The organism is Streptomyces sp. NPDC048636 (genome assembly GCF_040650655.1).
Classification (GTDB): Bacteria; Actinomycetota; Actinomycetes; order Streptomycetales; family Streptomycetaceae; genus Streptomyces.
The window spans coordinates 840,217-866,009 of record NZ_JBEZHR010000002.1; the positions used below are offsets into that span (position 1 = coordinate 840,217).

Consider the following 25,793-nt stretch of genomic DNA (forward strand, 5'->3'; position numbering starts at 1 on the left):
CCCCGGCCGCGGTGTGCCCGTCCCGCGTTGTGGTCGTCATCCATCGAGACATGCGGAGTACAGCGAATGTCCTCTGATTTCTTCATTCCGGACCCCGAGGGTCAGGTCCCCAGCGCCGAGGGGTATTTCGGCGCCTTCGGCGGCAAGTTCATCCCCGAGGCGCTGGTCGCCGCGGTGGACGAGGTCGCCGCCGAGTACGAGAAGGCGAAGGCCGATCCGGCGTTCGCCGCCGAACTCGAAGACCTGCTGGTCAACTACACGGGGCGGCCCAGCGCCCTGACCGAGGTGGGGCGGTTCGCCGAGCACGCGGGCGGCGCCCGGATCTTCCTCAAGCGGGAAGACCTCAACCACACCGGCTCGCACAAGATCAACAATGTGCTGGGCCAGGCCCTGCTCACCAAGCGGATGGGCAAGACCCGGGTCATCGCCGAGACCGGGGCCGGACAGCACGGGGTGGCCACCGCGACCGCCTGCGCCCTGTTCGGGCTCGAGTGCACGATCTACATGGGCGAGGTGGACACGCAGCGGCAGGCCCTCAACGTGGCCCGGATGCGGATGCTGGGCGCCGAGGTCATCGCGGTGAAGTCCGGCAGCCGGACCCTGAAGGACGCCATCAACGAGGCGTTCCGCGACTGGGTCGCCAATGTGGACCGCACCCACTACCTCTTCGGCACCGTGGCCGGACCGCATCCCTTCCCCGCCCTGGTGCGCGACTTCCACCGGGTGATCGGCGTGGAGGCGCGGCGGCAGATCCTGGAGCGCGCCGGACGGCTGCCCGACGCCGTGGCGGCCTGCGTGGGCGGCGGATCCAACGCGATCGGGCTGTTCCACGCCTTCCTGCCGGACGAGAGCGTGCGGATCGTCGGCTTCGAGCCCGCCGGACACGGCGTGGACAGCGGGGAGCACGCCGCGACCCTGAGCCAGGGCGAGCCGGGCATCCTGCACGGCTCCCGGTCCTATGTCCTCCAGGACGAGGACGGCCAGATCACCGAGCCGTACTCGATCTCTGCCGGTCTGGACTACCCCGGCGTCGGCCCCGAGCACGCCTATCTCAAGGACGTCGGCCGCGCCGAGTACCGGGCCGTCACCGACGACGAGGCGATGCGGGCGCTGCGGCTGCTGTCGCAGACCGAGGGCATCATCCCGGCGATCGAGAGCGCCCACGCCCTGGCCGGGGCGCTGGACCTCGGCCGGGAGCTGGGCGAGGGCGGCCTGATCGTCGTCAACCTCTCCGGACGCGGTGACAAGGACATGGACACCGCGGCGCGGTATTTCGGGCTGTACGACGAGGGAGCGAAGTGATGGCCGGAAATCTGGAGCTGCTGTCGTCGGTCCTGGCGAACGCCAGGAGCGAGGGGCGCGCCGCGCTGGTCGGCTATCTGCCCGCCGGATTCCCCACCGTGGACGGCGGAGTGGCCGCCATGACGGCCATGATCGAGGGCGGCTGCGATGTGGTCGAGGTCGGGCTGCCGCACAGCGACCCGGTGCTCGACGGACCGGTGATCCAGACCGCCGACGACATCGCGCTGCGCGGCGGGGTGAAGATCCGCGATGTCATCCGGACCGTCGGCGAGGTGCACACGGCCACCGGTGCGCCGATCCTGTGCATGACGTACTGGAACCCGGTGGACCGCTACGGCCCCGAGCGGTTCGCCGCCGATCTGGCCGAGGCCGGGGGAGCGGGCTGCATCCTGCCCGATCTGCCGGTCGAGGAGTCCGAGGTGTGGCGGAAGGCCGCCGAGCAGCACGGTCTGGCGACCGTCTTCGTGGTGGCGCCCAGCAGCCGGGACGAGCGGCTGGCGAAGATCACGGCGGCGGGCAGCGGCTTTGTCTACGCGGCCTCCCTGATGGGTGTCACCGGCACCCGGGAATCGGTCGGACAGGAGGCCCGTGAGCTGGTGGAGCGCACCCGCGCCACCACCCGGCTGCCGGTCTGCGTGGGCCTCGGGGTCTCCGACGCGAAGCAGGCGGGCGAGGTCGCGGCGTTCGCGGACGGGGTCATCGTGGGCTCGGCGTTCGTGAAGCGGCTGCTGGACGCCGAGGACGAGGCGTCCGGGCTCCGGGCGGTGCGCGAACTGGCGGGTGAGCTCGCCGAGGGCGTTCGCGTCGCTCGTTAGAGGGAATCGCGGGGCGGAGGAGCCCGACGGTGCTCCTCCGCCTCGTTAGGCGTGGGCGTGAGCCAGAAAAACCGTGAGGGAAAGCGCAGCGCCCGGGAGCGACTGCGGGAACAGCGCGAGAAGGACAGGGCGCGCGACAAGAGGAAGCGGACGATGGGTGCCGTCGGGGCGGTGGTCGTGGCGCTCGCGGTGGCCGCCGGAGTGGGCGTGTTCGCGTCCAAGGCCAACAAGGACTCCGGCAAGTCCGGCGGCTCGGTGGAGCCGCCGCGGGGCGCGGTCGGCAAGGGCCGGATGGTGATCGAGACCGGGAAGTCCATGAAGCCGGGACGGCCCGCACCCTCGACGCTGACCGTCTACGAGGACTTCCGCTGTCCGGGCTGCAAGCAGTTCGAGGACGCGTTCCGCCCCACGCTGCACGCGTTGCAGGACACCGGGCGGCTGAAGGTCCAGTACCACCTGGTGACGATCATCGACGGCAATATGGGCGGTATCGGGTCGCTGCACGCGGCGAACGCGGCCGCCTGCGCCCAGGACGCCGGGAAGTTCCGGGCGTACCACGATGTGCTCTACAAGCATCAGCCGGAGGAGACCCGCGACAGCTACGCCAGCAAGAACCGGCTGATCAAGCTCGCGGGCACGGTCCCGGCGCTCGACACCCCCGCCTTCCGCTCCTGTGTGAAGGACGGCCGCCACGACGGCTGGGTGAAGAAGTCCAGTGAGACCTTCAACCGCTCGGGCTTCGCCTCGACCCCGACCGTGCTGCTCAACGGGAAGTCGGTCTACGGTGACCCGAACAAGCCGCTGAGCCCCAACAAGCTCAAGCGGATGGTCGCCGCGGCGGCCCGGGGCTGAGCCCGTTATGCAGCCGTTGTGCCGGGTGGGTTGTGGTATTCGCCGCCCGGCACGGTAGCGTCGACCCTGTCATGGACCTCGCTTACATTCCCAGCCCGTCTTCCGGCGTGATCTATCTCGGCCCGATCCCGCTGCGCGGCTATGCGTTCTGCATCATCATCGGTGTCTTCGTGGCGGTCTGGCTCGGTGGCCGGCGCTGGGTCGCCCGGGGCGGCAGGGTCGGCACCGTCGCCGACATCGCCGTCTGGGCGGTGCCCTTCGGCCTGGTCGGCGGACGGCTGTACCACGTCCTCACCGACTACGAGCTGTACTTCACGGACGGCCGGAACTGGGTCGACGCGTTCAAGATCTGGGAGGGCGGCCTCGGGATCTGGGGGGCCGTCGCGCTCGGTGCGGTGGGTGCCTGGATCGGCTGCCGCCGCCGGGGGATCCCGCTCCCGGCCTACGCGGACGCCATCGCGCCCGGGATCGCCTTGGCCCAGGCGATCGGCCGCTGGGGCAACTGGTTCAACCAGGAGCTCTACGGCAAGGCCACCACGCTGCCCTGGGGCCTGAAGATCGACGCGGACGCGGACGCGGGCCGGGTCGCCGGTACGTACCACCCGACCTTCCTGTACGAGTCGCTGTGGTGCGTCGGCGTCGCGCTGCTGGTGATCTGGGCGGACCGGCGCTTCAAGCTGGGGCACGGCAGGGCGTTCGCCCTCTATGTCGCCAGCTACACGGTGGGCCGCTTCTGGATCGAGTACCTGCGGGTGGACGACGCCCACCATGTGCTCGGGATGCGGCTCAACAACTGGACCTCGATCGTGGTCTTCCTCGGTGCGGTCGTCTACATGGTGATCTCCGCGAAGAAGGCTCCGGGCCGGGAGGCCGTGGTCGAGCCGGCGGCCGTGGAGGAGAGCGTGGACGGGGCGGTCGGCGCGGACACCTCCGCGACGAGCGAGGACGCCACCGGGGGCCCCGACACCGCGAAGAGCACCGACACCGCGAAGAGCCCCGACACCGCGAAGGACGCCGGGACCGCCGCGGACACCGACAGCACGGTGTCCGCGGAGGCGGAACCCTCCAAGTAGCGCCCCGCAGAAGGCCGCCGGACCTATCGGGTTCGGCGGTTTTCGCGTTTTCGCAGGTCAGAGAGGTAAGTTCGGCCTTCCTTGCTGGCGGGAGAGGGGAATTCGCGCGTACCTTCGAACCGTTGGGGTGAGGGCGGGGAGCCCTCCGCGAAGGGAGCACTTCACAGATGTCCGTCATCGACAGCGCCGAGTCACCACATATCGCCCACCGTGACAACCACACCCACCGGGATGTGAACGGCGGCTGGCTGCGCCCCGCCGTCTTCGGCGCGATGGACGGTCTGGTCTCCAACCTCGCGCTGATGACCGGTGTCGCGGGCGGTGCGGCGGACCGCCAGACCATCGTGATCACCGGGCTCGCCGGGCTCGCGGCCGGTGCGTTCTCGATGGCCGCGGGGGAGTACACCTCGGTCGCCTCCCAGCGTGAGCTGGTCCAGGCCGAGCTGGAGGTGGAGCGGCGCGAGCTGCGCAAGCACCCGGTGGACGAGCTGGAGGAGCTGGCCGCGCTGTATGTGTCGCGCGGGGTGGAGCCGCGGCTCGCCCGCGAGGTGGCCGAGCAGCTGTCCAAGGACCCCGAGCAGGCGCTGGAGATCCACGCCCGCGAGGAGCTGGGGGTGGACCCGGACGATCTGCCGTCGCCGACGGTCGCCGCGGTGTCGTCGTTCGGCTCGTTCGCCCTGGGCGCGCTGCTGCCGGTGCTGCCGTATCTGCTGGGCGCGGTCGCGCTGTGGCCCGCGGTGGTGCTGGCGCTGATCGGGCTGTTCGCCTGTGGTGCGGTGGTGGCCCGGGTGACCGCCCGGAGCTGGTGGTACAGCGGGCTGCGGCAGCTGGCGCTGGGCGGTGCGGCGGCCGGTGTGACCTTCGCCCTGGGCACCTTCTTCGGCACCGCCGTAGGCTAGCGCCGGGGCGTGGCCATACGGCCCTCCGCATCACTATTCCGTTACTCAGCGGTTTCGAACCTTTTTCGAGCGGGCATAAAGCCGTAACGCGCGGGCAGTGTCGCCCGCCTCCACCGAGGTGACGGTCGTCGCCAGGTACCCAATTGCCTTGATCACCCCGTGCAGGGGTGTCCGCATGATGAAACGGAATGACCAGTTCCCGAGAATCACCGCATCATGTAACCTGCACGAAATTCTCGCGGAGGGCCAAAGTCGTCCCTCGGCACACTCAGCTGCCATGACGACGACGGGAGAGCCGATGCGTTCCGCATCCCACCCCGCCCGCCAGGGAATGTACGACCCGCGCAATGAGCACGACGCCTGTGGCGTCGGCTTCGTGGCGACCCTCACCGGCGAGGCCAGCCATGAACTCGTGGAGCAGGCTCTCACCGTTCTCCGCAATCTCGAGCACCGCGGAGCCACCGGTTCGGAGCCCGACTCGGGCGATGGCGCGGGCATTCTCGTGCAGGTCCCGGACGCCTTCCTGCGGGAGAGCGTCACCGGCTTCGAGCTTCCGGAGGCCGGTGCCTACGCGGTGGGTATCGCCTTCCTCCCGGAGGGAGCGGCCGAGGGCGCCGCGGCCGCGGAACAGATCGAGCGGATCGCCGCCGAGGAAGAGCTGACCGTCCTCGGCTGGCGTGAGGTGCCGGTCGCCCCCGATCTGCTGGGCAACGGCGCGCGCACCACCATGCCCGCCTTCTCCCAGCTCTTCGTCACCGACGGCGTCAGCACCGGGGTGGCCCTGGACCGCAAGGCGTTCGTGCTGCGCAAGCGCGCCGAGCGCGAGGCCGGGACGTACTTCCCCTCGCTGTCCTCCCGCACGCTCGTCTACAAGGGCATGCTGACCACCGGGCAGCTGGAGCCGTTCTTCCCGGACCTGTCCGACCGCCGCTTCGCCACGGCCATCGCACTGGTCCACTCGCGGTTCTCCACCAACACCTTCCCGAGCTGGCCGCTGGCCCACCCCTACCGGTTCGTCGCCCACAACGGTGAGATCAACACCGTCCAGGGCAACCGCAACTGGATGCGGGCCCGCGAGTCCCAGCTGATGAGCGAGCTGTTCGGGGAGCGGGAGCTGGACCGGATCTTCCCGGTCTGCACCCCGGACGCCTCCGACTCCGCGACCTTCGACGAGGTGCTGGAGCTGCTGCACCTCGGCGGCCGTTCGCTGCCGCACAGCGTGCTGATGATGGTCCCGGAGGCGTGGGAGAACCACCCCTCCATGGACCCCGCCCGGCGCGCCTTCTACCAGTACCACTCCACGATGATGGAGCCCTGGGACGGCCCGGCCTGTGTCACCTTCACCGACGGCACCCAGGTCGGCGCCGTGCTGGACCGCAACGGTCTGCGGCCGGGGCGCTACTGGGTCACCGACGACGGCCTGGTGGTGCTCTCCTCCGAGGTCGGCGTGCTGGACATCGACCCGTCCCGGGTGGTCCGCAAGGGCCGCCTCCAGCCGGGCCGGATGTTCCTGGTGGACACCGTCGAGCACCGGATCATCGAGGACGACGAGGTCAAGGCCCAGCTCGCCGCCGAGCAGCCGTACGGCGACTGGCTGGAGGCCGGTCTGATCGACCTGGCCGACCTGCCCGAGCGTGAGCACATCGTGCACACCCACGCCTCGGTCACCCGCCGTCAGCAGACCTTCGGCTACACCGAGGAGGAGCTGCGCGTCCTGCTCGCGCCGATGGCCAAGGCCGGTGCCGAGCCGATCGGTTCGATGGGCACCGACTCGCCGATCGCCGCGCTCTCCGAGCGGCCGCGGCTGCTCTTCGACTACTTCACCCAGCTGTTCGCGCAGGTCACCAACCCGCCGCTGGACGCGATCCGCGAGGAGCTGGTCACCTCGCTGATCTCCTCGCTGGGTCCGCAGGGCAATCTGCTGGAGCCCACCTCGGCCTCCTGCCGCAGTGTCACCCTGCCCTTCCCGGTGATCGACAACGATGAGCTGGCCAAGCTCATCCACATCAACGCCGACGGCGATATGCCCGGGCTGAAGGCGGCGACTCTCTCCGGTCTGTACCGGGTCGGCGGTGGCGGTCAGGCGCTCGCCGCCCGGCTGGAGGAGATCTGCGCCGAGGCCGACGCCGCCATCGAGGACGGCGCCCGGCTGATCGTCCTCTCCGACCGCCACTCCGACGCCGAGCACGCGCCGATCCCCTCGCTGCTGCTCACCTCCGCCGTCCACCACCATCTGATCGGGACCAAGCAGCGCACCCGGGTGGGGCTGCTGGTCGAGGCGGGCGATGTCCGCGAGGTGCACCATGTGGCGCTGCTGATCGGCTACGGCGCCGCGGCGGTCAACCCGTACCTGGCGATGGAGTCGGTCGAGGACCTGGTCCGCGCGGGCACCTTCCTGCCCGGCGTGGAGGCCGAGACCGCCATCCGCAACCTGATCAAGGCGCTCGGGAAGGGTGTGCTGAAGGTGATGTCCAAGATGGGCATCTCCACCGTCGCCTCCTACCGCGGCGCCCAGGTCTTCGAGGCCGTCGGTCTGGACGAGTCCTTCGTGGACACCTACTTCCACGGCACCGCCACCAAGATCGGCGGCGCCGGTCTGGACGTGGTGGCCAAGGAGGTCGCCGCCCGCCACACCAAGGCGTACCCGGCCTCCGGGATCCCCTCCGCCCACCGGGCGCTGGACATCGGCGGCGAGTACCAGTGGCGCCGTGAGGGCGAGCCGCACCTGTTCGACCCGGAGACCGTCTTCCGGCTCCAGCACTCCACCCGCGGCCGCCGCTACGACATCTTCAAGAAGTACACCGAGCGGGTGAACGAGCAGTCCGAGCGGCTGATGACGCTGCGCGGTCTGTTCTCCTTCAAGGGGGAGCGGCCCTCGATCCCGATCGAGGACGTCGAGCCGGTCAGCGAGATCGTCAAGCGGTTCTCCACCGGCGCCATGTCGTACGGCTCCATCTCCCAGGAGGCGCACGAGACCCTCGCCATCGCCATGAACCAGCTGGGCGGCAAGTCCAACACCGGTGAGGGCGGCGAGGACTCCGAGCGGCTGCACGACCCGGCCCGCCGTTCCTCCATCAAGCAGGTCGCCTCCGGCCGCTTCGGTGTGACCAGCGAGTACCTGGTCAACTCCGATGACATCCAGATCAAGATGGCGCAGGGCGCCAAGCCCGGCGAGGGCGGTCAGCTGCCCGGTCACAAGGTCTACCCGTGGGTGGCCAAGACCCGGCACTCCACCCCGGGTGTCGGCCTGATCTCCCCGCCGCCGCACCACGACATCTACTCCATCGAGGACCTCGCCCAGCTGATCCACGACCTGAAGAACGCCAACCCCCAGGCGCGTATTCACGTCAAGCTGGTCTCCGAGGTGGGGGTGGGCACCGTGGCCGCGGGCGTCTCCAAGGCCCATGCCGATGTGGTGCTCATCTCCGGCCACGACGGCGGTACCGGCGCCTCCCCGCTGACCTCGCTGAAGCACGCGGGCGGCCCCTGGGAGCTGGGGCTCGCCGAGACCCAGCAGACCCTGCTGCTCAACGGGTTGCGCGACCGGATCGTGGTGCAGACCGACGGTCAGCTGAAGACCGGCCGTGACGTGGTCATCGCCGCGCTGCTGGGCGCCGAGGAGTTCGGCTTCGCCACCGCCCCGCTGGTGGTCTCCGGCTGTGTGATGATGCGCGTCTGCCACCTGGACACCTGCCCGGTCGGCATCGCCACCCAGAACCCGGTGCTGCGCGAGCGCTACAACGGCAAGGCCGAGTTCGTGGTCAACTTCTTCGAGTTCATCGCCGAGGAGGTCCGCGAAATCCTGGCCGAGCTGGGCTTCCGCACCCTCGACGAGGCCATCGGCCACGCCGAGCTGCTGGACACCGCCCGCGCCGTCCAGCACTGGAAGGCCCAGGGCCTGGACCTGGCCCCGCTGCTGTATGTGCCGGAGCTGCCCGAGGGCGCCGTCCGCCACCAGGCGGTCGCACAGGACCACGGGCTGGCCAAGGCGCTGGACAATGAGCTGATCAAGCTGGCGGCCGACGCGCTGAACGCCGAGACCGCCGAGGCGGCCCAGCCGGTCCGCGCCCAGGTCGCGATCCGCAACATCAACCGGACCGTCGGCACCATGCTGGGCCATGAGGTGACGCGGAAGTTCGGCGGCGCCGGGCTGCCCGACGACACCATCGACATCACCTTCACCGGTTCGGCCGGTCAGTCCTTCGGCGCGTTCGCACCGCGAGGGGTCACCCTGCGGCTGGAGGGCGACGCCAACGACTATGTGGGCAAGGGGCTCTCCGGTGGCCGGGTGGTGGTCCGCCCGGACCGCGGCGCCGATCACCTCGCCGAGTTCTCCACCATCGCGGGCAACACCCTCGCCTATGGTGCGACCGGCGGTGAGATGTATCTGCGCGGCCGGGTGGGCGAGCGGTTCTGCGTCCGCAACTCCGGTGCCACCGTGGTCTCCGAGGGCGTGGGCGACCACGGCTGTGAGTACATGACCGGTGGCCGGGCGGTCGTCCTCGGCCCGACCGGGCGTAACTTCGCGGCCGGTATGTCCGGTGGTATCGCGTACGTCATCGACCTCGACCCGGACAACGTCAACGGCGAGCTCGTCGACGCCGTGGGCGAGCTGGACGACACCGACAAGCGGTGGCTGCACGACGCGGTGCGACGCCACCAGGAGGAGACCGGCTCCACCGTCGCGGGCGCGCTGCTCGAGGACTGGGACGCCGCCCTCACCCGGTTCAGCAAGATCATCCCCGCTACCTACCAGGCCGTGCTCGCCGCCAAGGACGCCGCCGAGCGAGCCGGGCTCTCCGAGTCCGAGACCACCGAGAAGATGATGGAGGCGGCGACCAATGGCTGACCCCAAGGGCTTCCTGACCACGGACCGCGAGGTCGCCGAGACCCGTCCGGTGGGCGAGCGCGTCAAGGACTGGAACGAGGTCTACGTTCCCGGCTCCCTGCTGCCGATCATCAGCAAGCAGGCCGGGCGCTGTATGGACTGCGGTATCCCGTTCTGTCACAACGGCTGTCCGCTGGGGAACCTCATCCCCGAGTGGAACGAGTACGCCTACCGCGAGGACTGGCGGGAGGCCAGCGAGCGGCTGCACGCCACCAACAACTTCCCGGAGTTCACCGGGCGGCTGTGCCCGGCCCCGTGTGAGTCGGCGTGTGTCCTCGGTATCAACCAGCCGGCGGTGACCATCAAGAACGTCGAGGTCACCATCATCGACAAGGCGTGGGACACCGGCGATGTCACCCCGCAGCCGCCGGAGCGGCTGAGCGGCAAGACCGTCGCCGTGATCGGCTCGGGCCCGGCGGGTCTGGCCGCCGCCCAGCAGCTGACCCGGGCGGGCCACACGGTCGCGGTGTACGAGCGCGCCGACCGGATCGGCGGACTGCTGCGCTACGGCATCCCCGAGTTCAAGATGGAGAAGCGCCACATCAACCGGCGTATCGAGCAGATGCGCGCGGAGGGCACCAAGTTCCGTACCGAGGTGGAGATCGGCCGTGACATCGACGCGGCCAAGCTGCGCCGCCGCTATGACGCGGTGGTCATCGCGGCGGGTGCCACCACGGCCCGCGACCTACCGGTGCCCGGCCGGGAGCTGACCGGTATCCACCAGGCGATGGAATACCTGCCGCTGTCCAACAAGGTGCAGGAGGGCGACCTCACCACGTCCCCGATCAGCGCCGAGGGCAAGCATGTGGTGGTGATCGGCGGCGGTGACACCGGCGCGGACTGTGTGGGCACCGCCCACCGCCAGGGCGCCGCCTCCGTCACCCAGCTGGAGATCATGCCCAAGCCGGGCGAGGAGCGGAGCCCCGGCCAGCCGTGGCCCACCTTCCCGATGCTGTACAAGGTCACCTCGGCCCATGAGGAGGGCGGTGAGCGGGTCTACTCCGTCTCCACCACCCACTTCGAGGGCGACGAGGACGGCAACGTCCAGTGGCTGCATCTGATCGAGGTGGAGTTCAAGGACGGCAAGCTGGAGCAGCAGCCCGGCACCGAGCGGAAGATCCCCGCCCAGCTGGTCACCCTGGCCATGGGCTTCACCGGCACCGACCGGGAGAACGGTCTGGTCGAGCAGTTCGGCCTGGAGCTGGACGAGCGCGGCAATGTGGCGCGCGACGCCGACTTCGCCACCAATGTGGACGGGGTCTTCGTGGCCGGTGACGCGGGCCGCGGCCAGTCGCTGATCGTCTGGGCCATCGCCGAGGGCCGCTCCGCCGCCCGCGGGGTCGACCGCTACCTGGCGGGGACCAGCGCCCTGCCCGCCCCGATCCGTCCCACCGACCGGTCCCTCATGGTCTGAGTCCCCCGAACACTCCAGGTCTCCGTCCGTACAACGGCGTACGGAACCGGCCGCGCGGCGCCCTCCCCCCTTTACCCGACCGGGGCGGGCGCCGCGTGGCGTTCGTATGCGGTTTCGGGGACCGGCCGCCCCTCACCCCTGCTGCTGCTCGTCCTCCACCAGACGCGCGGGGAAGCCGCCGGTGGCGACCGGGCCCCAGCGGGTGGGGGTGACGCGGATCAGGGATTTGCCCTGCTTGCGCATGGCGGAGCGGTACTCGTCCCAGTCGGGGTGGTCCCCGGCGATATTGCGGTAGTACTCGACCAGCGGCTCGACGGAGTCGGGCGTATCGATCACCTCGGCGGTGCCGTCGATCTGGACCCACGGGCCGTTCCACTCGTCGGAGAGCACCACCAGGCTGACCGCCGGTTCACGGCGGGCGTTGCGGACCTTGGCGCGTTCGGGATAGGTGGACATGACGATCCGTCCGGAGTCGTCGACACCGCACGTCAGCGGGGATGCCTGAGGCGATCCGTCGGACCGGCGGGTCATCAGGAGGGCGCGGTGGCGCGGGCGTACGAACTCCAGCAGCTCATCGATGCCGACAGCGGTGTTGGTGGCGATGGAGGGGCTCATACCGCCGAGCGTACGACGCGGGGTCGGCCGCGGTCGGGAGGATTCCGACGAGGCGGCTACGTCAGGTGTCGCACTCCAGGACCGTACGGCACAGTCCACAGCGGGCCCGGACCCGTCCGCGCACCGGTACGCGGATCCGCTGACGGCAGGTCGGACAGGGGAAGGAGACATTCAGCGGACTGCCCCCCTCGAAGGAGTAGTCACCGCCGGTGGGCGGCGGTTCGAACGGGGCCCCGGCCCGGGATCCGGCCTCGGCCAGGGAGCGGGCCGACCGGCGGTCCCGGGCGTAGCGGCGGCGGCCCGTCCATCCGGCCGCGGCCAGCGGCGGCTGCCGCCCGTCCAGCTCCGCCAGCTCGAGCCCCTTCGTATACGCCTCGTACGCCTGCGGGCTGGTGAACCAGGGCCGGGGGTCCTCGTCGAAGAGCATCGCCCGTTTGGCCAGTACGTAGCCGAATTCCTCCGGGGTGAGATAGCCGAGTTTCTGGCTGGTGAGCCGGTCCTGGCGGTAGGCGTCCAGCAGCAGCCAGCCGGTGCCGAGATAGGCGGCGGTGGTGTCGGTGAGGATTTCGTTGTCCCGGCTGCCGGGAAAGGAGAGATCCAGACGGTGCAGATACACATGGGTCACCTCGTGGGCCAGCGCCGCGCCGATGTCCCGCCGGTGGTCCTTGAAACGTGAGTTGAGCTCGATGAAGTACTCCGGACCGGCGGTCAGATCCACATTGCCGGCGTGTTCCATCTCGCGGAAACTCACGATCATGCGGGCGTCGGGAAGCATCAGGTGGTGCACCATCACCCGGGCGACCCGCTGCACCCCGAGACAGAGATCGTCCTGGTCGGAGAAGGCCACATCGCCGGGGGCCACACTGAGGCCGAACCGCTCCACCGAGTCCCGGGACAGCCGCCGGTAGAGGGCGGTGATCGAGGCCCGGACGGTCTCCAGATGGGGAAATCCGTGCTTGATGTCACTGCCCGGTGCCGCCACGCCGTCACCCCGAGTCCGTGTTTAGCCGAGACCGTGTCAGAATTCCACGTTACGGACGTATTTCACACTGGCCGGTAGGCCGCGCTGGCCGGAACGCGACCCTTGTCACACGGTTCACCCGCTCCACATAATTGCAATGTGTTTCGCGGGCTCACCCCACTGGGCTTCGGCGGGCGTTTCCGATTTCCGGATTGGCATGAGCCTGACACTGGCGCACCAACCCCCCACGAGAGGAAATCCGTTGCGCAACCACCTGAAGCACCTCAAGAGAGCCACGGCCCTCGGCGCGGTCGCCCTCGCCGCCTTCAGCCTCACCCCCGGTACGGCGACGGCCCTGCCGAGCGGCCCCGAGCCCGGCCCCACCGTCGTCGGCGGCACCCCCGCCGCGCAGGGTGAATTCCCCTTCATGGTCCGGCTGTCCATGGGCTGTGGGGGTGCCCTCTACACCAACGACATCGTGCTGACCGCCGCCCACTGCGTCGACGGCAGCGGCCCCAACACCTCCATCACCGCCACCGCGGGCGTCGTCGACCTCCAGGACTCCGCCGCCACCAAGGTGAAGTCCACCGAGGTCCTCCAGGCCCCCGGCTACAACGGCCAGGGCAAGGACTGGGCCCTCATCAAGCTGGCCCAGCCGATCGACCAGCCCACCCTGAAGATCGCCGAGACCGACGCCTACAACAACGGCGACTTCACCGTCGCCGGCTGGGGCGCCGCCCAGGAGGGCGGCGGCCAGCAGCGCTATCTGCTCAAGGCCAGCGTTCCGTTCGTGGACGACGCCACCTGCCAGGGCGCCTACGGCGAGCTCGTCCCCGGTGAGGAGATCTGCGCCGGCAAGATGGACACCGGCGGCGTCGACACCTGCCAGGGCGACTCCGGCGGCCCGATGTTCCGCAAGGACGACAGCGACCAGTGGATCCAGGTCGGCATCGTCAGCTGGGGCGAGGGCTGCGCACGGCCCGGCAAGCCCGGCGTCTACACCGAGGTGAGCACCTTCGCCAAGGACATCAAGGCGGGCGCGGACCAGCTCGGCGGCTGATCCCCACCCACCCCGGACCGGGGCCGGCCGCCGCGGCCGGCCCCGGTTCCCTACTGTCCCCGCGCCCCGCCCCCGGCCCGCGGCGGTGGTGTCAGTCCTGGCCGTAACAGATGCAGAAGGGGTGCCCGGCCGGATCGCTGAAGACCGGGAACCCCGACCGCTCGCCCCCGCTGTCGTGCAGGAACACCGCCCCCAGCTCGATCACCTCCCGCTGGGCCCGCTCCGCGTCCGCACGGGTGTCCACGTCGAAGTCCAGATGGACCTGTTGCGGGTGGGCCGGGTCCGGCCAGCGCGGCGGCCGGTGGTCCGGGGCCAGCTGGAAGGCCAGCCGCCGGCCGTCCGCGGAGGTGAGCGTCGCCCATTCGGGGTCGCTGTCGTCCAGCCGCCAGCCGAGGATCCGGCCGTAGAAGGCGGCCAGCGCGGCGGGGTCCGGACAGTCGATGACGGTGCACTGAAGCGTCGCGATCATGTGCCGACCCTAAGTGTCCCCAGCCCCCGGGGGCAGCGTCGGACCGCGGCGTTCCGGAGCCGCACCGGAACATTCCGGCATGGACCGGGAAAGCCCCGATCAGGTCGGACCAGTGCGGATCAGGCGGATCAGCGCGGATCAGGCGGATCAGGGCCGACAAATCCCGGTCACAGACCGAAAAGTCCGGTGCCGGGACGTGAAAGTCCGGCAAGAAATGGAACCTCCTCCGGGGCGGATCGCTCCTCCACGGTGGAGGAGCCGCGCCGGGGGCGGCCCCTCCGGTCCGGACCGCCCCGCCCCCTTCTCAACCCCCCACCGGGGTCGGGGCGGTCCCGCGACGCCCTGGCATAGGGTCGGGGGTCATGACGCACAGCGAGACCCACCGCGCCGACGAGCCCGACCGCGGCGGCGCCCCCGGTACGGACCACGCCCCCGGCGGAACCGGAACCCCCACCGCGGCCGCCCCCGGCACAGCCGCCCGGGACCTCGACGACTCCGTCCTCGCCGAACTGGCCCGGCTGCGCGACAGCATCGACAACATCGACGCGGCCGTGGTCCATATGCTCGCCGAGCGCTTCAAATGCACCCAGCAGGTCGGCCACCTCAAGGCCGCCCACCGGCTGCCCCCGGCCGACCCCGGCCGTGAGGCCCGTCAGATCGCCCGGCTGCGCCAGCTCGCGGAGAGCGCCAAACTCGACCCGGCCTTCGCCGAGAAACTGCTCAACTTCATCATCGCCGAGGTCATCCGGCACCACGAGACCATCGCACGGTCCTGAGCCCCGGCGCCCGGACCGCTCCCGCCGCCCCGGCGGGCGCACTCCGGCGGCGCCCCCGCCCCCCGCCCGCACCCCGTAACCGCTTCCCACCCGTGTGCCGCCCGAGGGACGTAGGGCAGCATGTCCCCATGTCCGTACTGACGCGCGAGGAAGCGCAGATCCGAGCCCGCCTCATCGAGGTTCACCGCTACACGATCGACCTCGATCTCACCCGCGGTGATGAACTCTTCGGCTCGACCACCACCATCCGCTTCAGCGCGCGCGAGGCCGGCGCGGACACCTTCGTCGAACTCGATCCGGCCGTGGTGCACCGCGCCGTCCTCGACGGCGACGAGCTCGACCTCGCCGCCGTCGCCGCGCCCCTCGCCGACGGACGGCTCCCGCTCACCGCCCTCGCCGAGGGCGCGCACGAGCTGCGCGTCGAGACGGATATGCGCTACTCCCGCACCGGCGAGGGCATGCACCGCTTCACCGACCCCGCCGACGGTGAGACCTACCTCTACACCATGTGCTGCTCGACGGACGCGGGCGCCGTCTTCACCGCCTTCGACCAGCCCGACCTCAAGGCCGTCTTCGACGTCCGCGTCACCGCGCCGTCCGAATGGACCGTCCTGGGCAACGGCATCGCCACCCGTGTCGGCGACCCCGCCGAAGGGCGCTGGGAGCTCGCTTCCACCCCGCCCATCAGCACCTACCTGGTCGCCCTGGCCGCCGGGCCGTACCACTCGGTGCGCACCGAGCACGCCGGACTGCCGTTCGGACTGCACGTCCGCCGCTCCCTCGCGCCCCACCTCGAGGACGACGCCGAGGAGCTCTTCGACATCACCCGGCGCTGCTTCGACCGCTACCACGAGCTCTTCGAGGAGCCCTATCCGTTCGACTCCTACGACCAGGCGTTCGTCCCCGAGTTCAACGCCGGTGCCATGGAGAACCCCGGGCTGGTCACCTTCCGCGACGAGTTCATCTACCGCTCCGCCGTCACCGACGCCGAGCGGCAGACCCGCGCCATGGTCATCGCCCATGAGATGGCCCATATGTGGTTCGGCGACCTTGTCACCATGACCTGGTGGGACGACCTCTGGCTGAACGAGTCCTTCGCCGAGTACATGGGCTACCAGGTGCTCACCGAGACCACCCGCCACACCGACATCTGGGCCGACTTCGGCGTCCGCCGCAAGAACTGGGGCTACGACGCCGACCAGCGCCCCTCCACCCACCCCGTCGCCCCCGCGCCCGAGCAGGTGCCCGACACCGCCGCCGCCCTCCTCAACTTCGACGGCATCTCCTACGCCAAGGGCGCCTCCGCCCTGCGCCAGCTGGTCACCTGGCTCGGCGAGAAGGACTTCCTCGCCGGAATCAACCGGCACTTCGCCCGCCACCGCTTCGGCAACGCCACCCTCGCCGACTTCATCGACTCCCTGGCCCATGGCTCCGACCGCGATGTCCCCGGCTGGGCCGACCGCTGGCTGCGCACCACCGGGGTCGACACCCTCACCCCCGTCGTCACCACCCAGGGCGACCGCTGGACCGCCGAGATCCGCCATGACGGCGGAGGTGACGGCCCCGTCCCCACACCCCGCCCGCACCGCATCGCCATCGGGCTGTACGACCATGAGCCCGCAGCCGCCCACCAGCTGGTGCTGCGCCAGCGCGTCGAGGCCGAGCTCACCGGCACCGAACCGGCCCTCACCCTCACCTTCACCGGGCCCCGGCCCGATCTGCTGCTGCTCAACGACGGCGACCTCAGCTATGCCAAGGTCCGGCTCGACCCCGGCTCCTGGAAGGCCGTCGTCCGGTCGCTGTCCGGGCTCCCCGAGGCCGTCAGCCGCGCCGTCGTCTGGAACGCCGCCCGCGATATGGTGCGCGACGGCGAACTGCCGCCCACCGACTATCTCGACGCCGTCCGCGCCCACCTCCCGCACGAGACCGACATCGCGATCGTCCAGGGTGTGCTGGCCTTCGCCCGCACCCAGGTCGCCGACCGCTACCTCCCCGCCTGCCGCCGCCCCGCCGCCCTGGCCACCCTCAACGCCACCTGCCGCGATCTGCTGCGCCGCACCGAGGACAACTCCGGCCCCGGACTGCGGCTCGCCGCCGTCCGCACCTTCATCGACAGCGCCACCGCCCCGGCCGGGCTCAGCGACTGGCTCGACGGCGACACCGTCCCCGGCGGCCCGCTCCTCGACCCCGAACTGCGCTGGCAGATCCTGGGACGGCTGGCCGTCCTCGGCGCCATCGGCCCGGCCGGGATCGAGGCCGAACTCGCCCGTGACTCCAGCGCCACCGGTCACGAGGGCGCCGCCCGCTGTCGCGCCGCCCTGCCCGACCCGGAGGCCAAACGGGCCGCCTGGGACGCCCTGTTCGGCACCGGGGCCGATGAACTGTCGAACCACCTGGTCACCGCCACCGCCACCGGATTCTGGCAGCCCGAGCACCACGATCTGCTCGCCGACTACCTCCCCCGCTACTTCCCGGCCGCCGCCGAGGTGGCCGCCCGCCGCGGCCCCGCCATCGCCGACGCCGTCGCCCGCTACGGCTTCCCCACCACCGTGGACAGCCGGACCCTGGAGCTGGGGGAGGAGTGGCTGCGCCGCGACGACCTGCTGCCCGCACTGCACCGGCGGCTCGCCGACCAACTCGACGATCTGCGCCGTGCCCTGCGCGTCCGGCGGAAGGAGGAGCGGGGGAGCGAGGCCTGAGACGCGCCGCGGGCCGCCCCGGCGGGCGGCGGCAAGGGGCCGCGCGGCGCCGTCCCACGTACGAGTGGACTTCATGGCCCCACCGGCCGAACCGCTTGCGCACGAAGTACGTTGAGGCAGCTTTCGCCTCCCCTACTTCGAGACGAGGCGCACACCCATGTCTGTGCCCGCCACCGGGACCGCCCGTCTGCTCGCGGGCGGCGGCCGCGGCCCGGACGCGCTCCGGCCCATGGTCGACACCGTCCTGGACGCGCTGGCCCACGGCGCCGCCGACCGCTCCGGACCGCTGCCCGCCGGCGGCCCCGGCGCCGTGGCGCGGCGCGTCCGTGCCGTCGCCGAACCGCTCATCCCCGACGTCGGCGAGGGCGCGCCGCTCGCCCTGCGCACCCTGGTGCGCGCCTTCGCCGCGGGCGCCGCCGACCCGGCCGACCCCCGCTGCGCCGCCCATCTGCACTGCCCGCCGCTGGCCGTCGCGGCCGCCGCCGACCTCGCGGTCTCCGCGCTCAATCCGTCCCTCGACTCCTGGGACCAGGCCCCCGCCGCCTCCGAACTGGAGACGCTCACCTGCCGTGCCCTGGCCGCGCTGGTCCACCCCCGCGGCCCCGCGCCCGACGCGCTCGTCACCACCGGCGGCACCGAGGCCAACCAACTCGCCCTGCTGCTGGCCCGCGAGGCCGCCCGCACCGCCGTCCCGTCCGGCCCGTCCGCCGCCCTCCGGATCGTCTGCGGGGCCAACGCCCACCACAGCGTCCACCGCGGCGCCTGGCTGCTCGGGCTGCCCGCCCCGCTCACCCTCCCCACCCCCGCCGGAGTGCTCGACCCGGCCCGGCTGCGCGACGCCCTCACCAAGCTGACCGGCCACCCCGGCCCGGTGCTGGTCGTCGCCACCGCGGGCACCACCGGCACCGGCGCCATCGACCCCCTCCCGGCCGTCGCCGACCTCTGCGACCACCAGGGCGCCGCCCTCCATATCGACGCCGCCTACGGCGGGCCGCTGCTGTTCAGCGACACCCACCGGCACCGGCTGACCGGGCTGGACCGCGCCCGTACCGTCACCCTCGACCTCCATAAGCTCGGCTGGCAGCCGGTCGCCGCCGGACTGCTCGCCGTCCCCGACGCACCGGCGCTGGCCCCCCTGGACCACCGCGCCGACTATCTCAACGCCGACGACGACACCGAGTCCGGCATCCCGGACCTCCTCGGCCGCTCCCTGCGCACCACCCGCCGCCCCGACATCCTCAAGGTCGCGGTCACCCTGCGCGCCCTCGGCCGCCGCGGCCTCGGCGACCTCGTCGACCGTGTCTGCGCCGCGGCCCACCAGCTCGCGGACCTCATCGAGGCCCACCCCCGCCTCGAACTCCACGCGCGCCCCACCATCAGCACCGTCCTCTTCCGCCCCACCGGAGCGGGACCCGCCACCGTGGCCGCACTGCGCCGCCGCCTCCTCACCGAAGGCCGCGCCGTCCTCGGCCGCGCCACCACCGCCGACGGGCTCTGGCTCAAGGCCACCGTCCTCAATCCGCACACCCAGCCCGCCGATCTGCGCGGGCTGCTCGAACTCGTGGAAGGCGACAGCACCCCATGAGCAGCGCACCACCCCCCACCGGCACCCCCGCCCCCGTGCCCGGTCCGCGGTCCGCGGCCGCTTCCCCCCTCGATGAGCCCCTGGACCTCGCCGGTGTCGGCATCGGCCCGTTCAACCTCTCCCTCGCCGCCCTCGCCGACCGCGTCCCCGGACTGCGCACCGCCTTCTACGACCAGCGCCCCGCCTTCCAGTGGCACCCCGGCCTGCTCATCGACGGCGCCACCATCCAGGTGCCCTTCCTCGCCGACCTGGTCACCCTCGCCGACCCCGCGAGCCCCTGGAGCTTCCTCAGCTATCTCAAGGCCCAGGAGCGGCTGTTCCCCTTCTACATCGCCGAGCGCTTCCACATCGAGCGCTCCGAGTACGACGCCTACTGCCGCTGGGTCAGCGAGCGGCTCCCCGGCCTCCACTTCGGCCACCAGGTCGACGCCGTGCGCTGGGACCACGGCCACGGCCTCTTCGAAATCGACTTCACCCGCATCGGCACCGACGGCGAGGCCGAAGCCCTCGGCCGCACCCACGCCCGTAACGTCGTCCTCGGCGTGGGCACCGAGCCGTATGTCCCCGAACCCCTGCGGCCGCTCGCCGAGGCCCCCAACGTGCCGGTGCTGCACGCCGCCGACTACCTCGAGCACCGCGAACGGCTGCTGGCCACCGGCCAGGTGACCGTCATCGGTTCCGGCCAGTCCGGCGCCGAGGTCTTCCTCGACCTGCTGCGCCACCGCCCGCTGGGCGCCGAGGGCCTCCACTGGCTGGCCCGTACCCCCGCGTTCACCCCCATGGAATACAGCAAGCTGGGGCTCGAGCAGTTCAGCCCCGACTACACCCGCTACTTCCACGGTCTCCCCGAGCCCGTACGGGACCAGCTCCTGCCCCGTCAGTGGCAGCTGTACAAGGGCATCGCCCACGAGACCATCGACGCCATCCACCAGGAGCTCTACCGCCGCGCCCAGCTCACCGGCGGCTGGCCCGGCGCCGTGCTCACCCCCGGCGTCACCGTCCGCACCGCGGGCCGGATCGCCGCCGCCCGCCTCGAACTCCACCTGGAACACGCCCAGCAGGGCACCCGGGCCCGGCACACCACCGAGGCCGTCGTCCTCGCCACCGGCTACCGCGAGCGCCGGGTGGACACCCTGCTCGCCGCCCTCGACCCGTATCTCCGCCGGGACTCCTCCGAACGCCCCCGTGTCGACGCCCAGCATCGGCTGGTCCTCGATCCGATGATCAAGGGCTCGGTCTATGTGCAGAACGCCGAGCGCCACAGCCATGGTGTGGGCACCCCCGATCTGGGGCTCGCGGCGTGGCGCTCCGCCGTCATCCTCAACTCGATGACGGCGGAGCCCGCCTACCCCCTGCCGTCCCGCACCGCCTTCACCAGCTTCGGGCTCCAGCCCTCGGGCCCCGGCTGCCCGGTCGTCGGACGTCCCCAACTCCCGGACCAGCGCGACCGGTTGACCCCTACGCGGACCTGACCCCGCCCTCGCCGCCGCCCCCTCCGCCATCGCTACCCGGGGCGGCGGCGAGGTCATCGGTCATACGCCCCGCGCTCGGAGAACCGCTCAGAACACCGGGGCGCCCTCGCGGGTGAGCTTCCAGTCCACCGAGGCGAACCGCGCCACATCGATCGTCCCCTGGGCCTTCACCCACGCGATGATGGTGTTCCGGATCTCGTCCGAGTTGGCCCACACCTGCTTGGCCTTGGCCACATGCGGGAAGTTGCCGCCGCCGCTGGCGCGGTAGTTGTTCACGGCCAGCACGAACCGGGCGTCGTCGGCCACCGGCTTGCCGTCGAAGGTCAGCTTCGCGATCCGGGAACCCGGCGCCTTGGCGATGTCGATCTCGTAGCTCACCCCGCCGACCACGTCGTAGTTGTAGTCCGGGGTGTTGTCCGCGTTGGTCAGCTTCGCCGGGTCCACGTCACCACCGGCCGGGGTCCGTACGTAGTAGCGCGCCGAGAACTCCAGGTAATCCTTCAGCTGGGCGCCCGTCAGCACCCGGGCCTCCAGGGTGTTCTCGAACGGGTAGAGCCCGGCCACCTGCCGGATGGTGACCTTGCCCGCGGGCACCGACGCCGTCCGCGAGAAGCAGGACGCCTGCGAGAGCACCGGCAGCGCGGCGTGCTCGGTCCCCTCCAGCGCCTTCTTCACCGTCTCGGTCTGCACATGGTTGATGAAGTCGATGATCGGGGCGTCCTTGTACGGCGCCTCGGTGGCCGCCATCGCCGCCGTGGAGCTGCCGATCACCTGGTTCACATAGCCGACGACCTTCTTGTGCTCATCGCCGAGCAGCGTGACGATCCGCGGATCCTCCTCGGCGGTGGCCGAGTTCAGCACCTTCGCCGACACCGACTCCACCCGCCAGCGGCCCCGGGCCCACTCCAGCTCGAAGTCGAACACGGTCAGCCGCTGGCCCCACTTGAGCGGCTCGGAGAGCACCACCTCACGGCCGGTCTCCTTGTTCACCACCCGGGACTCGGGGACCTCCACATGGGCGTGGCCGACCAGGATCGCGTCGATCCCCGGTACCTGCTCCGCCACCAGCGCCGCCGCGTTCTCCACGTACGGCACCTGGTCGCCGTAGCTGGACGTGCCGCTGGTGCCCGAATGCGCCGAGACGATCACCACGTCCGCGCCCATCGAACGCAGCCGCGGCACCCACTTCGCCGCCTGCTCCTCCAGCCCCGGGAAGGTCATCTTGCCCTGGACATTGGCCTTGTCCCAGATGGCGATGCCCGGGTTGGTCAGCCCCAGCACCGCCACCTTCACCTGACGCCCGCAGGGGGTGCGCAGCCGGGTCATCCAGTACGGCGGGAACGCGGGCCGCAGCGTCTTCGCGTCGAGCGCGTTGGCGCCCAGCAGCGGGAAGTCGCACTGCTCCTCGAACTTCCGCAGCACCGGGATGCCGTAGTTGAACTCGTGGTTGCCCAGCGCCGCCGCGTCATAGCCGATGGCGTTCATGGCCTGGGCCATGGGGTGCACCGGGCCGCCCGCACCGGTGATCGGGTCCACCTTGGCGTAGTAGTACGACAGCTGGGTGCCCTGGATGGTGTCACCGGCGTCGATCAGCAGGGTGTGGCGCCGCCCCTTCTCCTCGCGCACCTGCTCCACCAGTGTGGAGATCTTCGCCAGCCCGACGTCGTTGTGGGCGGTGTCATCGAACTCGGCGTCGGTGAAGTAGTCCCAGTTGAAGACGTTGCCGTGCAGATCGGTGGTGCCCATGACGGTGAAGGCGTACCGCCTGGTACGTCCGCCGCCCTTCCCGCCCTCCCGGTCGTCCGCCTCGGCCGGAGCGGCGGCCATGCCCCCGGCCAGCGCCACTCCGGCGCTTGTCGCGGCCGAGCGGCCGAGGAACGTTCTGCGGTTGAGCGGCATGGTGTCTCCCCTGGTGCGGTTGGTGCGAGTTGATGCGCGTGGCGCCCTCCGGAACGGGCACAACGCGCGTAGATTCTGGCCCAACCCAGCCATTCCGCAACAGCCTTGACAGGTTGCGATCAGATTGCTTCCGGCATTCTGGGGGCATGGCCAACCGACATCTGCGCGTCGCCGCGTACGCCGTCTGCGTCGACGACGGCAAGGTCCTGCTCGCCCGGTGGATCGGTCCCGATGGCAAGCGGTGGACGATGCCCGGCGGCGGACTCCACCACGGCGAGGACCCCTGCGACGCCGTCCACCGTGAGGTCGAGGAGGAGACCGGTCATACGGTGGAGATAGAGCGGCTGCTCGGTATCGACACGGTCCGCGAGCGCACCCCCCGGCGGTTCCGTCGCGACGCCCGCTTCCACGGGGTGCGCGTGCTCTACGCGGCCCGGGTGACCGGCGGAGCGCTGCGCCATGAGACGGGCGGCTCGACCGACCGCGCGGAGTGGATCGACCTGGACCGGGTGCCCGCTCTGGACCGGGTGCCGCTGGTGGACATCGCCCTGGCCCTGAACGCCGAACGCCCGCCGCGGGGACGGCTCACCACACCGTCCCCCTGAGCCCTCCCTCCGGCCCGCTACGTCCCCCCCCATCAATCCAGGAGCATCCCATGAACCAGCCCGCGGCCCCCGTCCCGTACGGCACCCCCGACACCCCGCGGCTGGCCGTCCGCGGTGAGGCACGGCTCGAGGTCGACCCCGAGACCGCCCGCCTCGGGATCACCGTCGCCGCCCGCGGCTCCGACCGGCGGGCCGCGCTGGCGGATCTCACCCGGCGCAACAAGGACGTCCTCGACCTCGTCACGTCCTACGGGGACGCCATCGAGACCGTGGAGACCGGCGCCTTCACCCTCACCCCCGAGCTCACCGCCAAGGGGCGCCATGAGCGCGTCCGCGCCTACCACGGCCGGGTCCATCTCACCGTGACGATCGCCGACTTCACCGTGCTCGGTGAGCTCACCACCCGGCTCGGCGACGCCGAACTCACCACCGTCAACGGCCCCCGATGGGCGCTGCGCCCCGACTCGCCCGTCCACCGCGAGGCCCGTCAGGAAGCGGTGCGCCAGGCGGTACGCCGCGCCCGCGAGTACGCCGAGGCGGTGGGCGCCTCCCTGGTCGCCCTGGTCGAGCTGGCCGATCTCGAGGCGGAGGGCGCGGCGATGTCCCCGGCGGCGTCGGTCACCCACCGGTCACGCTCCGGGTACGGCGGCGCCGAGCAGGCCCCCGCCCTGGATCTGGAACCGGAGCGCCAGACCGTGTACGCGCATGTCAACGCGCGCTTCACCATGACCCGCCCGGAGCTCTGAACCGGCCCGGAAATCGCTTCTCGGTCGCTCATCGGAGCAGAGCCATGCACGTTTCATTAGTTGTCAATAACCTGCCAGGCAATTGCCATGGAGGAGTATGGACTTCTCGGTCCTTTACCCACGGGTAAGTCATAGGCTCGAGCCATGCGCCGAGCAAAAATCGTCTGTACGCTGGGACCCGCCACCGACTCGTACGAGCAGATCAAGGCACTCGTCGAGGCCGGAATGGATGTGGCCCGCTTCAACCTCAGCCACGGCACCTACGCCGAGCACGAGGAGCGATACCGGCGGGTGCGGAAAGCCTCGCTGGAAACCGGCCGCAGTGTCGGCATCCTCGCCGACCTTCAAGGCCCGAAGATTCGCCTCGGCCGATTCCACGAAGGTCCCGTACTGCTTGAACGCGGCGACGAGTTCACCATCACCGTCGAACCGATCGAGGGCGACCAGCACCGCTGCGGCACCACCTATGACGGACTGGCCGCCGATGTCAGCCGGGGCGAGCGGATCCTCGTCGACGACGGCCGCGTCACCCTCGAGGTCGTCGATGTCGACGGCCCGCGTGTGCACACGATCGTGATCGAAGGCGGCATGGTCTCCGACCACAAGGGGCTCAACCTCCCCGGAGTCGCCGTCTCCGTCCCCGCCCTCTCCCAGAAGGACATCGACGACCTGCGCTGGGCGCTGCGCACCGGCGCCGACATCATCGCCCTGTCCTTCGTCCGCAACGAGAAGGACGTCATCGATGTGCACCGGGTGATGGACGAGGAGGACTGCCGCCTCCCGGTCATCGCCAAGATCGAGAAGCCGCAGGCCGTCGAGAACCTGGAGGGGATCGTCGACGCCTTCGACGGCATCATGGTCGCCCGCGGTGACCTCGGCGTCGAAATGCCGCTGGAGCAGGTGCCGATCGTCCAGAAGCGCGCGATCAAGCTGGCGAAGCGGAACGCCAAGCCGGTGATCGTCGCCACCCAGATGCTGGATTCGATGATCGACAACTCCCGCCCCACCCGCGCCGAGGCCTCCGACGTGGCCAACGCGGTGATCGACGGCACCGACGCGGTGATGCTCTCCGGCGAGACCAGCGTCGGGAAGTACCCCATCGCCACAGTCAAGACGATGGGCCGGATCGTCGCCGCTGCCGAGGAGGACATCCTCGCCAAGGGCCTGCCCCCGCTCACCGAGCGCAACAAGCCCCGCACCCAGGGCGGTGCGGTGGCCCGCGCGGCGGCCGAGATGGGCGACTTCCTCGACGCCGCCTGCCTGGTCGCCTTCACCCAGTCCGGCGACACCGTCCGCCGCCTCTCCCGCTACCGCTCCCCGATCCCGCTCCTCGCCTTCACCCCCGAGCCGAACACCCGCTCCCAGCTCAACCTCACCTGGGGCGTCGAGACCTTCCTCGGTCCGAGGGTCGACTCCACGGACTCGATGGTGGCCCAGGTCGACGAGGAGTTGCTGCGCCTCGGCCGCTGCAAGAAGGGCGACCTCGTCATCATCACCGCCGGTTCCCCGCCCGGTGTCTCCGGCTCCACCAACCTGGTCCGCGCCCACTACATCGGAGCGGACGATCTGCGCTAGCCGACCGTACTCAGGTGTGAACCGAGCGTCGCACCCGGGAGATCCCGATCTCGGTGCGTCGGCCGTGTCACAAAGGTCGGCCGTTTCA

The 25,793-nt window shown here is 70.9% G+C and carries 19 protein-coding genes; 15 read left to right on the forward strand and 4 right to left on the reverse strand.

Annotated elements, in window-relative coordinates; all coding sequences use genetic code 11:
• The first annotated feature begins 66 nt into the window (after positions 1-66).
• The 7 genes from trpB to AB0C66_RS09650 all read left to right on the forward strand — a co-directional run bounded on the left by trpB (position 67) and on the right by AB0C66_RS09650 (position 11,243).
• On the forward strand, positions 67-1,302 hold the full coding sequence (gene trpB / locus AB0C66_RS09620) for a tryptophan synthase subunit beta (RefSeq protein WP_362435069.1): 1,236 nt from the start codon (positions 67-69) through the stop codon (positions 1,300-1,302).
• Positions 1,302-2,117: a tryptophan synthase subunit alpha gene (gene trpA, locus AB0C66_RS09625; protein WP_362435072.1), complete on the forward strand. Its 816-nt coding sequence runs from the start codon at positions 1,302-1,304 to the stop codon at positions 2,115-2,117. The genes trpB and trpA overlap by 1 nt, the downstream gene beginning before the upstream one ends.
• A 57-nt stretch (positions 2,118-2,174) precedes the next feature.
• Positions 2,175-2,969, forward strand: coding sequence for a thioredoxin domain-containing protein (locus AB0C66_RS09630; protein ID WP_362435074.1), 795 nt, complete (start codon positions 2,175-2,177; stop codon positions 2,967-2,969).
• A gap of 71 nt (positions 2,970-3,040) precedes the next feature.
• Positions 3,041-4,042, forward strand: coding sequence for a prolipoprotein diacylglyceryl transferase (gene lgt, locus AB0C66_RS09635; protein WP_362435076.1), 1,002 nt, complete (start codon positions 3,041-3,043; stop codon positions 4,040-4,042).
• 167 nt (positions 4,043-4,209) lie between these two features.
• Complete coding sequence (locus AB0C66_RS09640) at positions 4,210-4,941, forward strand: VIT1/CCC1 transporter family protein (protein WP_362435078.1); 732 nt, start codon at positions 4,210-4,212, stop codon at positions 4,939-4,941.
• A 298-nt stretch (positions 4,942-5,239) separates the two neighbouring features.
• Positions 5,240-9,790, forward strand: a complete 4,551-nt coding sequence (gene gltB, locus AB0C66_RS09645) for a glutamate synthase large subunit (protein ID WP_362435631.1) — start codon at positions 5,240-5,242, stop codon at positions 9,788-9,790.
• Complete coding sequence (locus AB0C66_RS09650; RefSeq protein ID WP_362435080.1) at positions 9,783-11,243, forward strand: glutamate synthase subunit beta; 1,461 nt, start codon at positions 9,783-9,785, stop codon at positions 11,241-11,243. Before gltB ends, AB0C66_RS09650 begins: the two co-directional genes overlap by 8 nt.
• Positions 11,244-11,375: 132 nt before the next feature.
• On the opposite strand, the gene AB0C66_RS09655 is transcribed toward AB0C66_RS09650, so the two are convergent.
• Both AB0C66_RS09655 and AB0C66_RS09660 read right to left on the reverse strand, forming a co-directional pair.
• Positions 11,376-11,858 (reverse strand): PPOX class F420-dependent oxidoreductase, encoded by a 483-nt coding sequence (locus AB0C66_RS09655; RefSeq protein ID WP_362435083.1) that lies wholly within the window; start codon positions 11,856-11,858, stop codon positions 11,376-11,378.
• 61 nt (positions 11,859-11,919) lie between these two features.
• The gene (locus AB0C66_RS09660) at positions 11,920-12,840 is read right to left on the reverse strand and encodes a hypothetical protein (protein WP_362435085.1); all 921 of its coding nucleotides are present in this window, start codon (positions 12,838-12,840) and stop codon (positions 11,920-11,922) included.
• A 241-nt stretch (positions 12,841-13,081) separates the two neighbouring features.
• Between AB0C66_RS09660 and AB0C66_RS09665 the strand changes: the two genes are divergently transcribed.
• Positions 13,082-13,879: a serine protease gene (locus AB0C66_RS09665; RefSeq protein WP_362435087.1), complete on the forward strand. Its 798-nt coding sequence runs from the start codon at positions 13,082-13,084 to the stop codon at positions 13,877-13,879.
• 91 nt (positions 13,880-13,970) lie between these two features.
• Here the strand turns inward: AB0C66_RS09665 and AB0C66_RS09670 are convergent, their stop codons facing one another.
• Complete coding sequence (locus AB0C66_RS09670; protein WP_362435089.1) at positions 13,971-14,348, reverse strand: VOC family protein; 378 nt, start codon at positions 14,346-14,348, stop codon at positions 13,971-13,973.
• Positions 14,349-14,710: 362 nt separating this feature from the next.
• Between AB0C66_RS09670 and AB0C66_RS09675 the strand changes: the two genes are divergently transcribed.
• From AB0C66_RS09675 to AB0C66_RS09690, 4 genes are all read left to right on the forward strand, one after another.
• Positions 14,711-15,124: a chorismate mutase gene (locus AB0C66_RS09675; protein ID WP_362435092.1), complete on the forward strand. Its 414-nt coding sequence runs from the start codon at positions 14,711-14,713 to the stop codon at positions 15,122-15,124.
• Positions 15,125-15,252: 128 nt separating this feature from the next.
• Positions 15,253-17,823, forward strand: a complete 2,571-nt coding sequence (pepN, locus tag AB0C66_RS09680; protein WP_362435094.1) for an aminopeptidase N — start codon at positions 15,253-15,255, stop codon at positions 17,821-17,823.
• A gap of 157 nt (positions 17,824-17,980) precedes the next feature.
• The gene (locus AB0C66_RS09685) at positions 17,981-19,408 is read left to right on the forward strand and encodes a pyridoxal-dependent decarboxylase (RefSeq protein ID WP_362435096.1); all 1,428 of its coding nucleotides are present in this window, start codon (positions 17,981-17,983) and stop codon (positions 19,406-19,408) included.
• Positions 19,405-20,880, forward strand: coding sequence for a SidA/IucD/PvdA family monooxygenase (locus tag AB0C66_RS09690; RefSeq protein ID WP_362435098.1), 1,476 nt, complete (start codon positions 19,405-19,407; stop codon positions 20,878-20,880). Before AB0C66_RS09685 ends, AB0C66_RS09690 begins: the two co-directional genes overlap by 4 nt.
• 87 nt (positions 20,881-20,967) lie before the next feature.
• Here the strand turns inward: AB0C66_RS09690 and AB0C66_RS09695 are convergent, their stop codons facing one another.
• Positions 20,968-22,779 carry a 5'-nucleotidase C-terminal domain-containing protein gene (locus AB0C66_RS09695; protein ID WP_362435100.1) on the reverse strand — a complete coding sequence of 604 codons (1,812 nt, stop codon included), beginning with the start codon at positions 22,777-22,779 and terminating at the stop codon, positions 20,968-20,970.
• Positions 22,780-22,925: 146 nt separating this feature from the next.
• On the opposite strand from AB0C66_RS09695, the gene AB0C66_RS09700 reads away from it, so the two are divergent.
• From AB0C66_RS09700 to pyk, 3 genes are all read left to right on the forward strand, one after another.
• Entirely contained in the window at positions 22,926-23,384 is a 459-nt protein-coding gene (locus AB0C66_RS09700) for an NUDIX hydrolase (RefSeq protein ID WP_362435103.1), read from the forward strand.
• Between the two features lie 50 nt (positions 23,385-23,434).
• A complete protein-coding gene (locus AB0C66_RS09705) occupies positions 23,435-24,130 on the forward strand; it encodes an SIMPL domain-containing protein (RefSeq protein WP_362435106.1) in 696 nt (231 codons plus the stop codon).
• A gap of 144 nt (positions 24,131-24,274) precedes the next feature.
• Positions 24,275-25,705 carry a pyruvate kinase gene (gene pyk, locus AB0C66_RS09710; protein ID WP_362435108.1) on the forward strand — a complete coding sequence of 477 codons (1,431 nt, stop codon included), beginning with the start codon at positions 24,275-24,277 and terminating at the stop codon, positions 25,703-25,705.
• Positions 25,706-25,793: the final 88 nt, after the last annotated feature.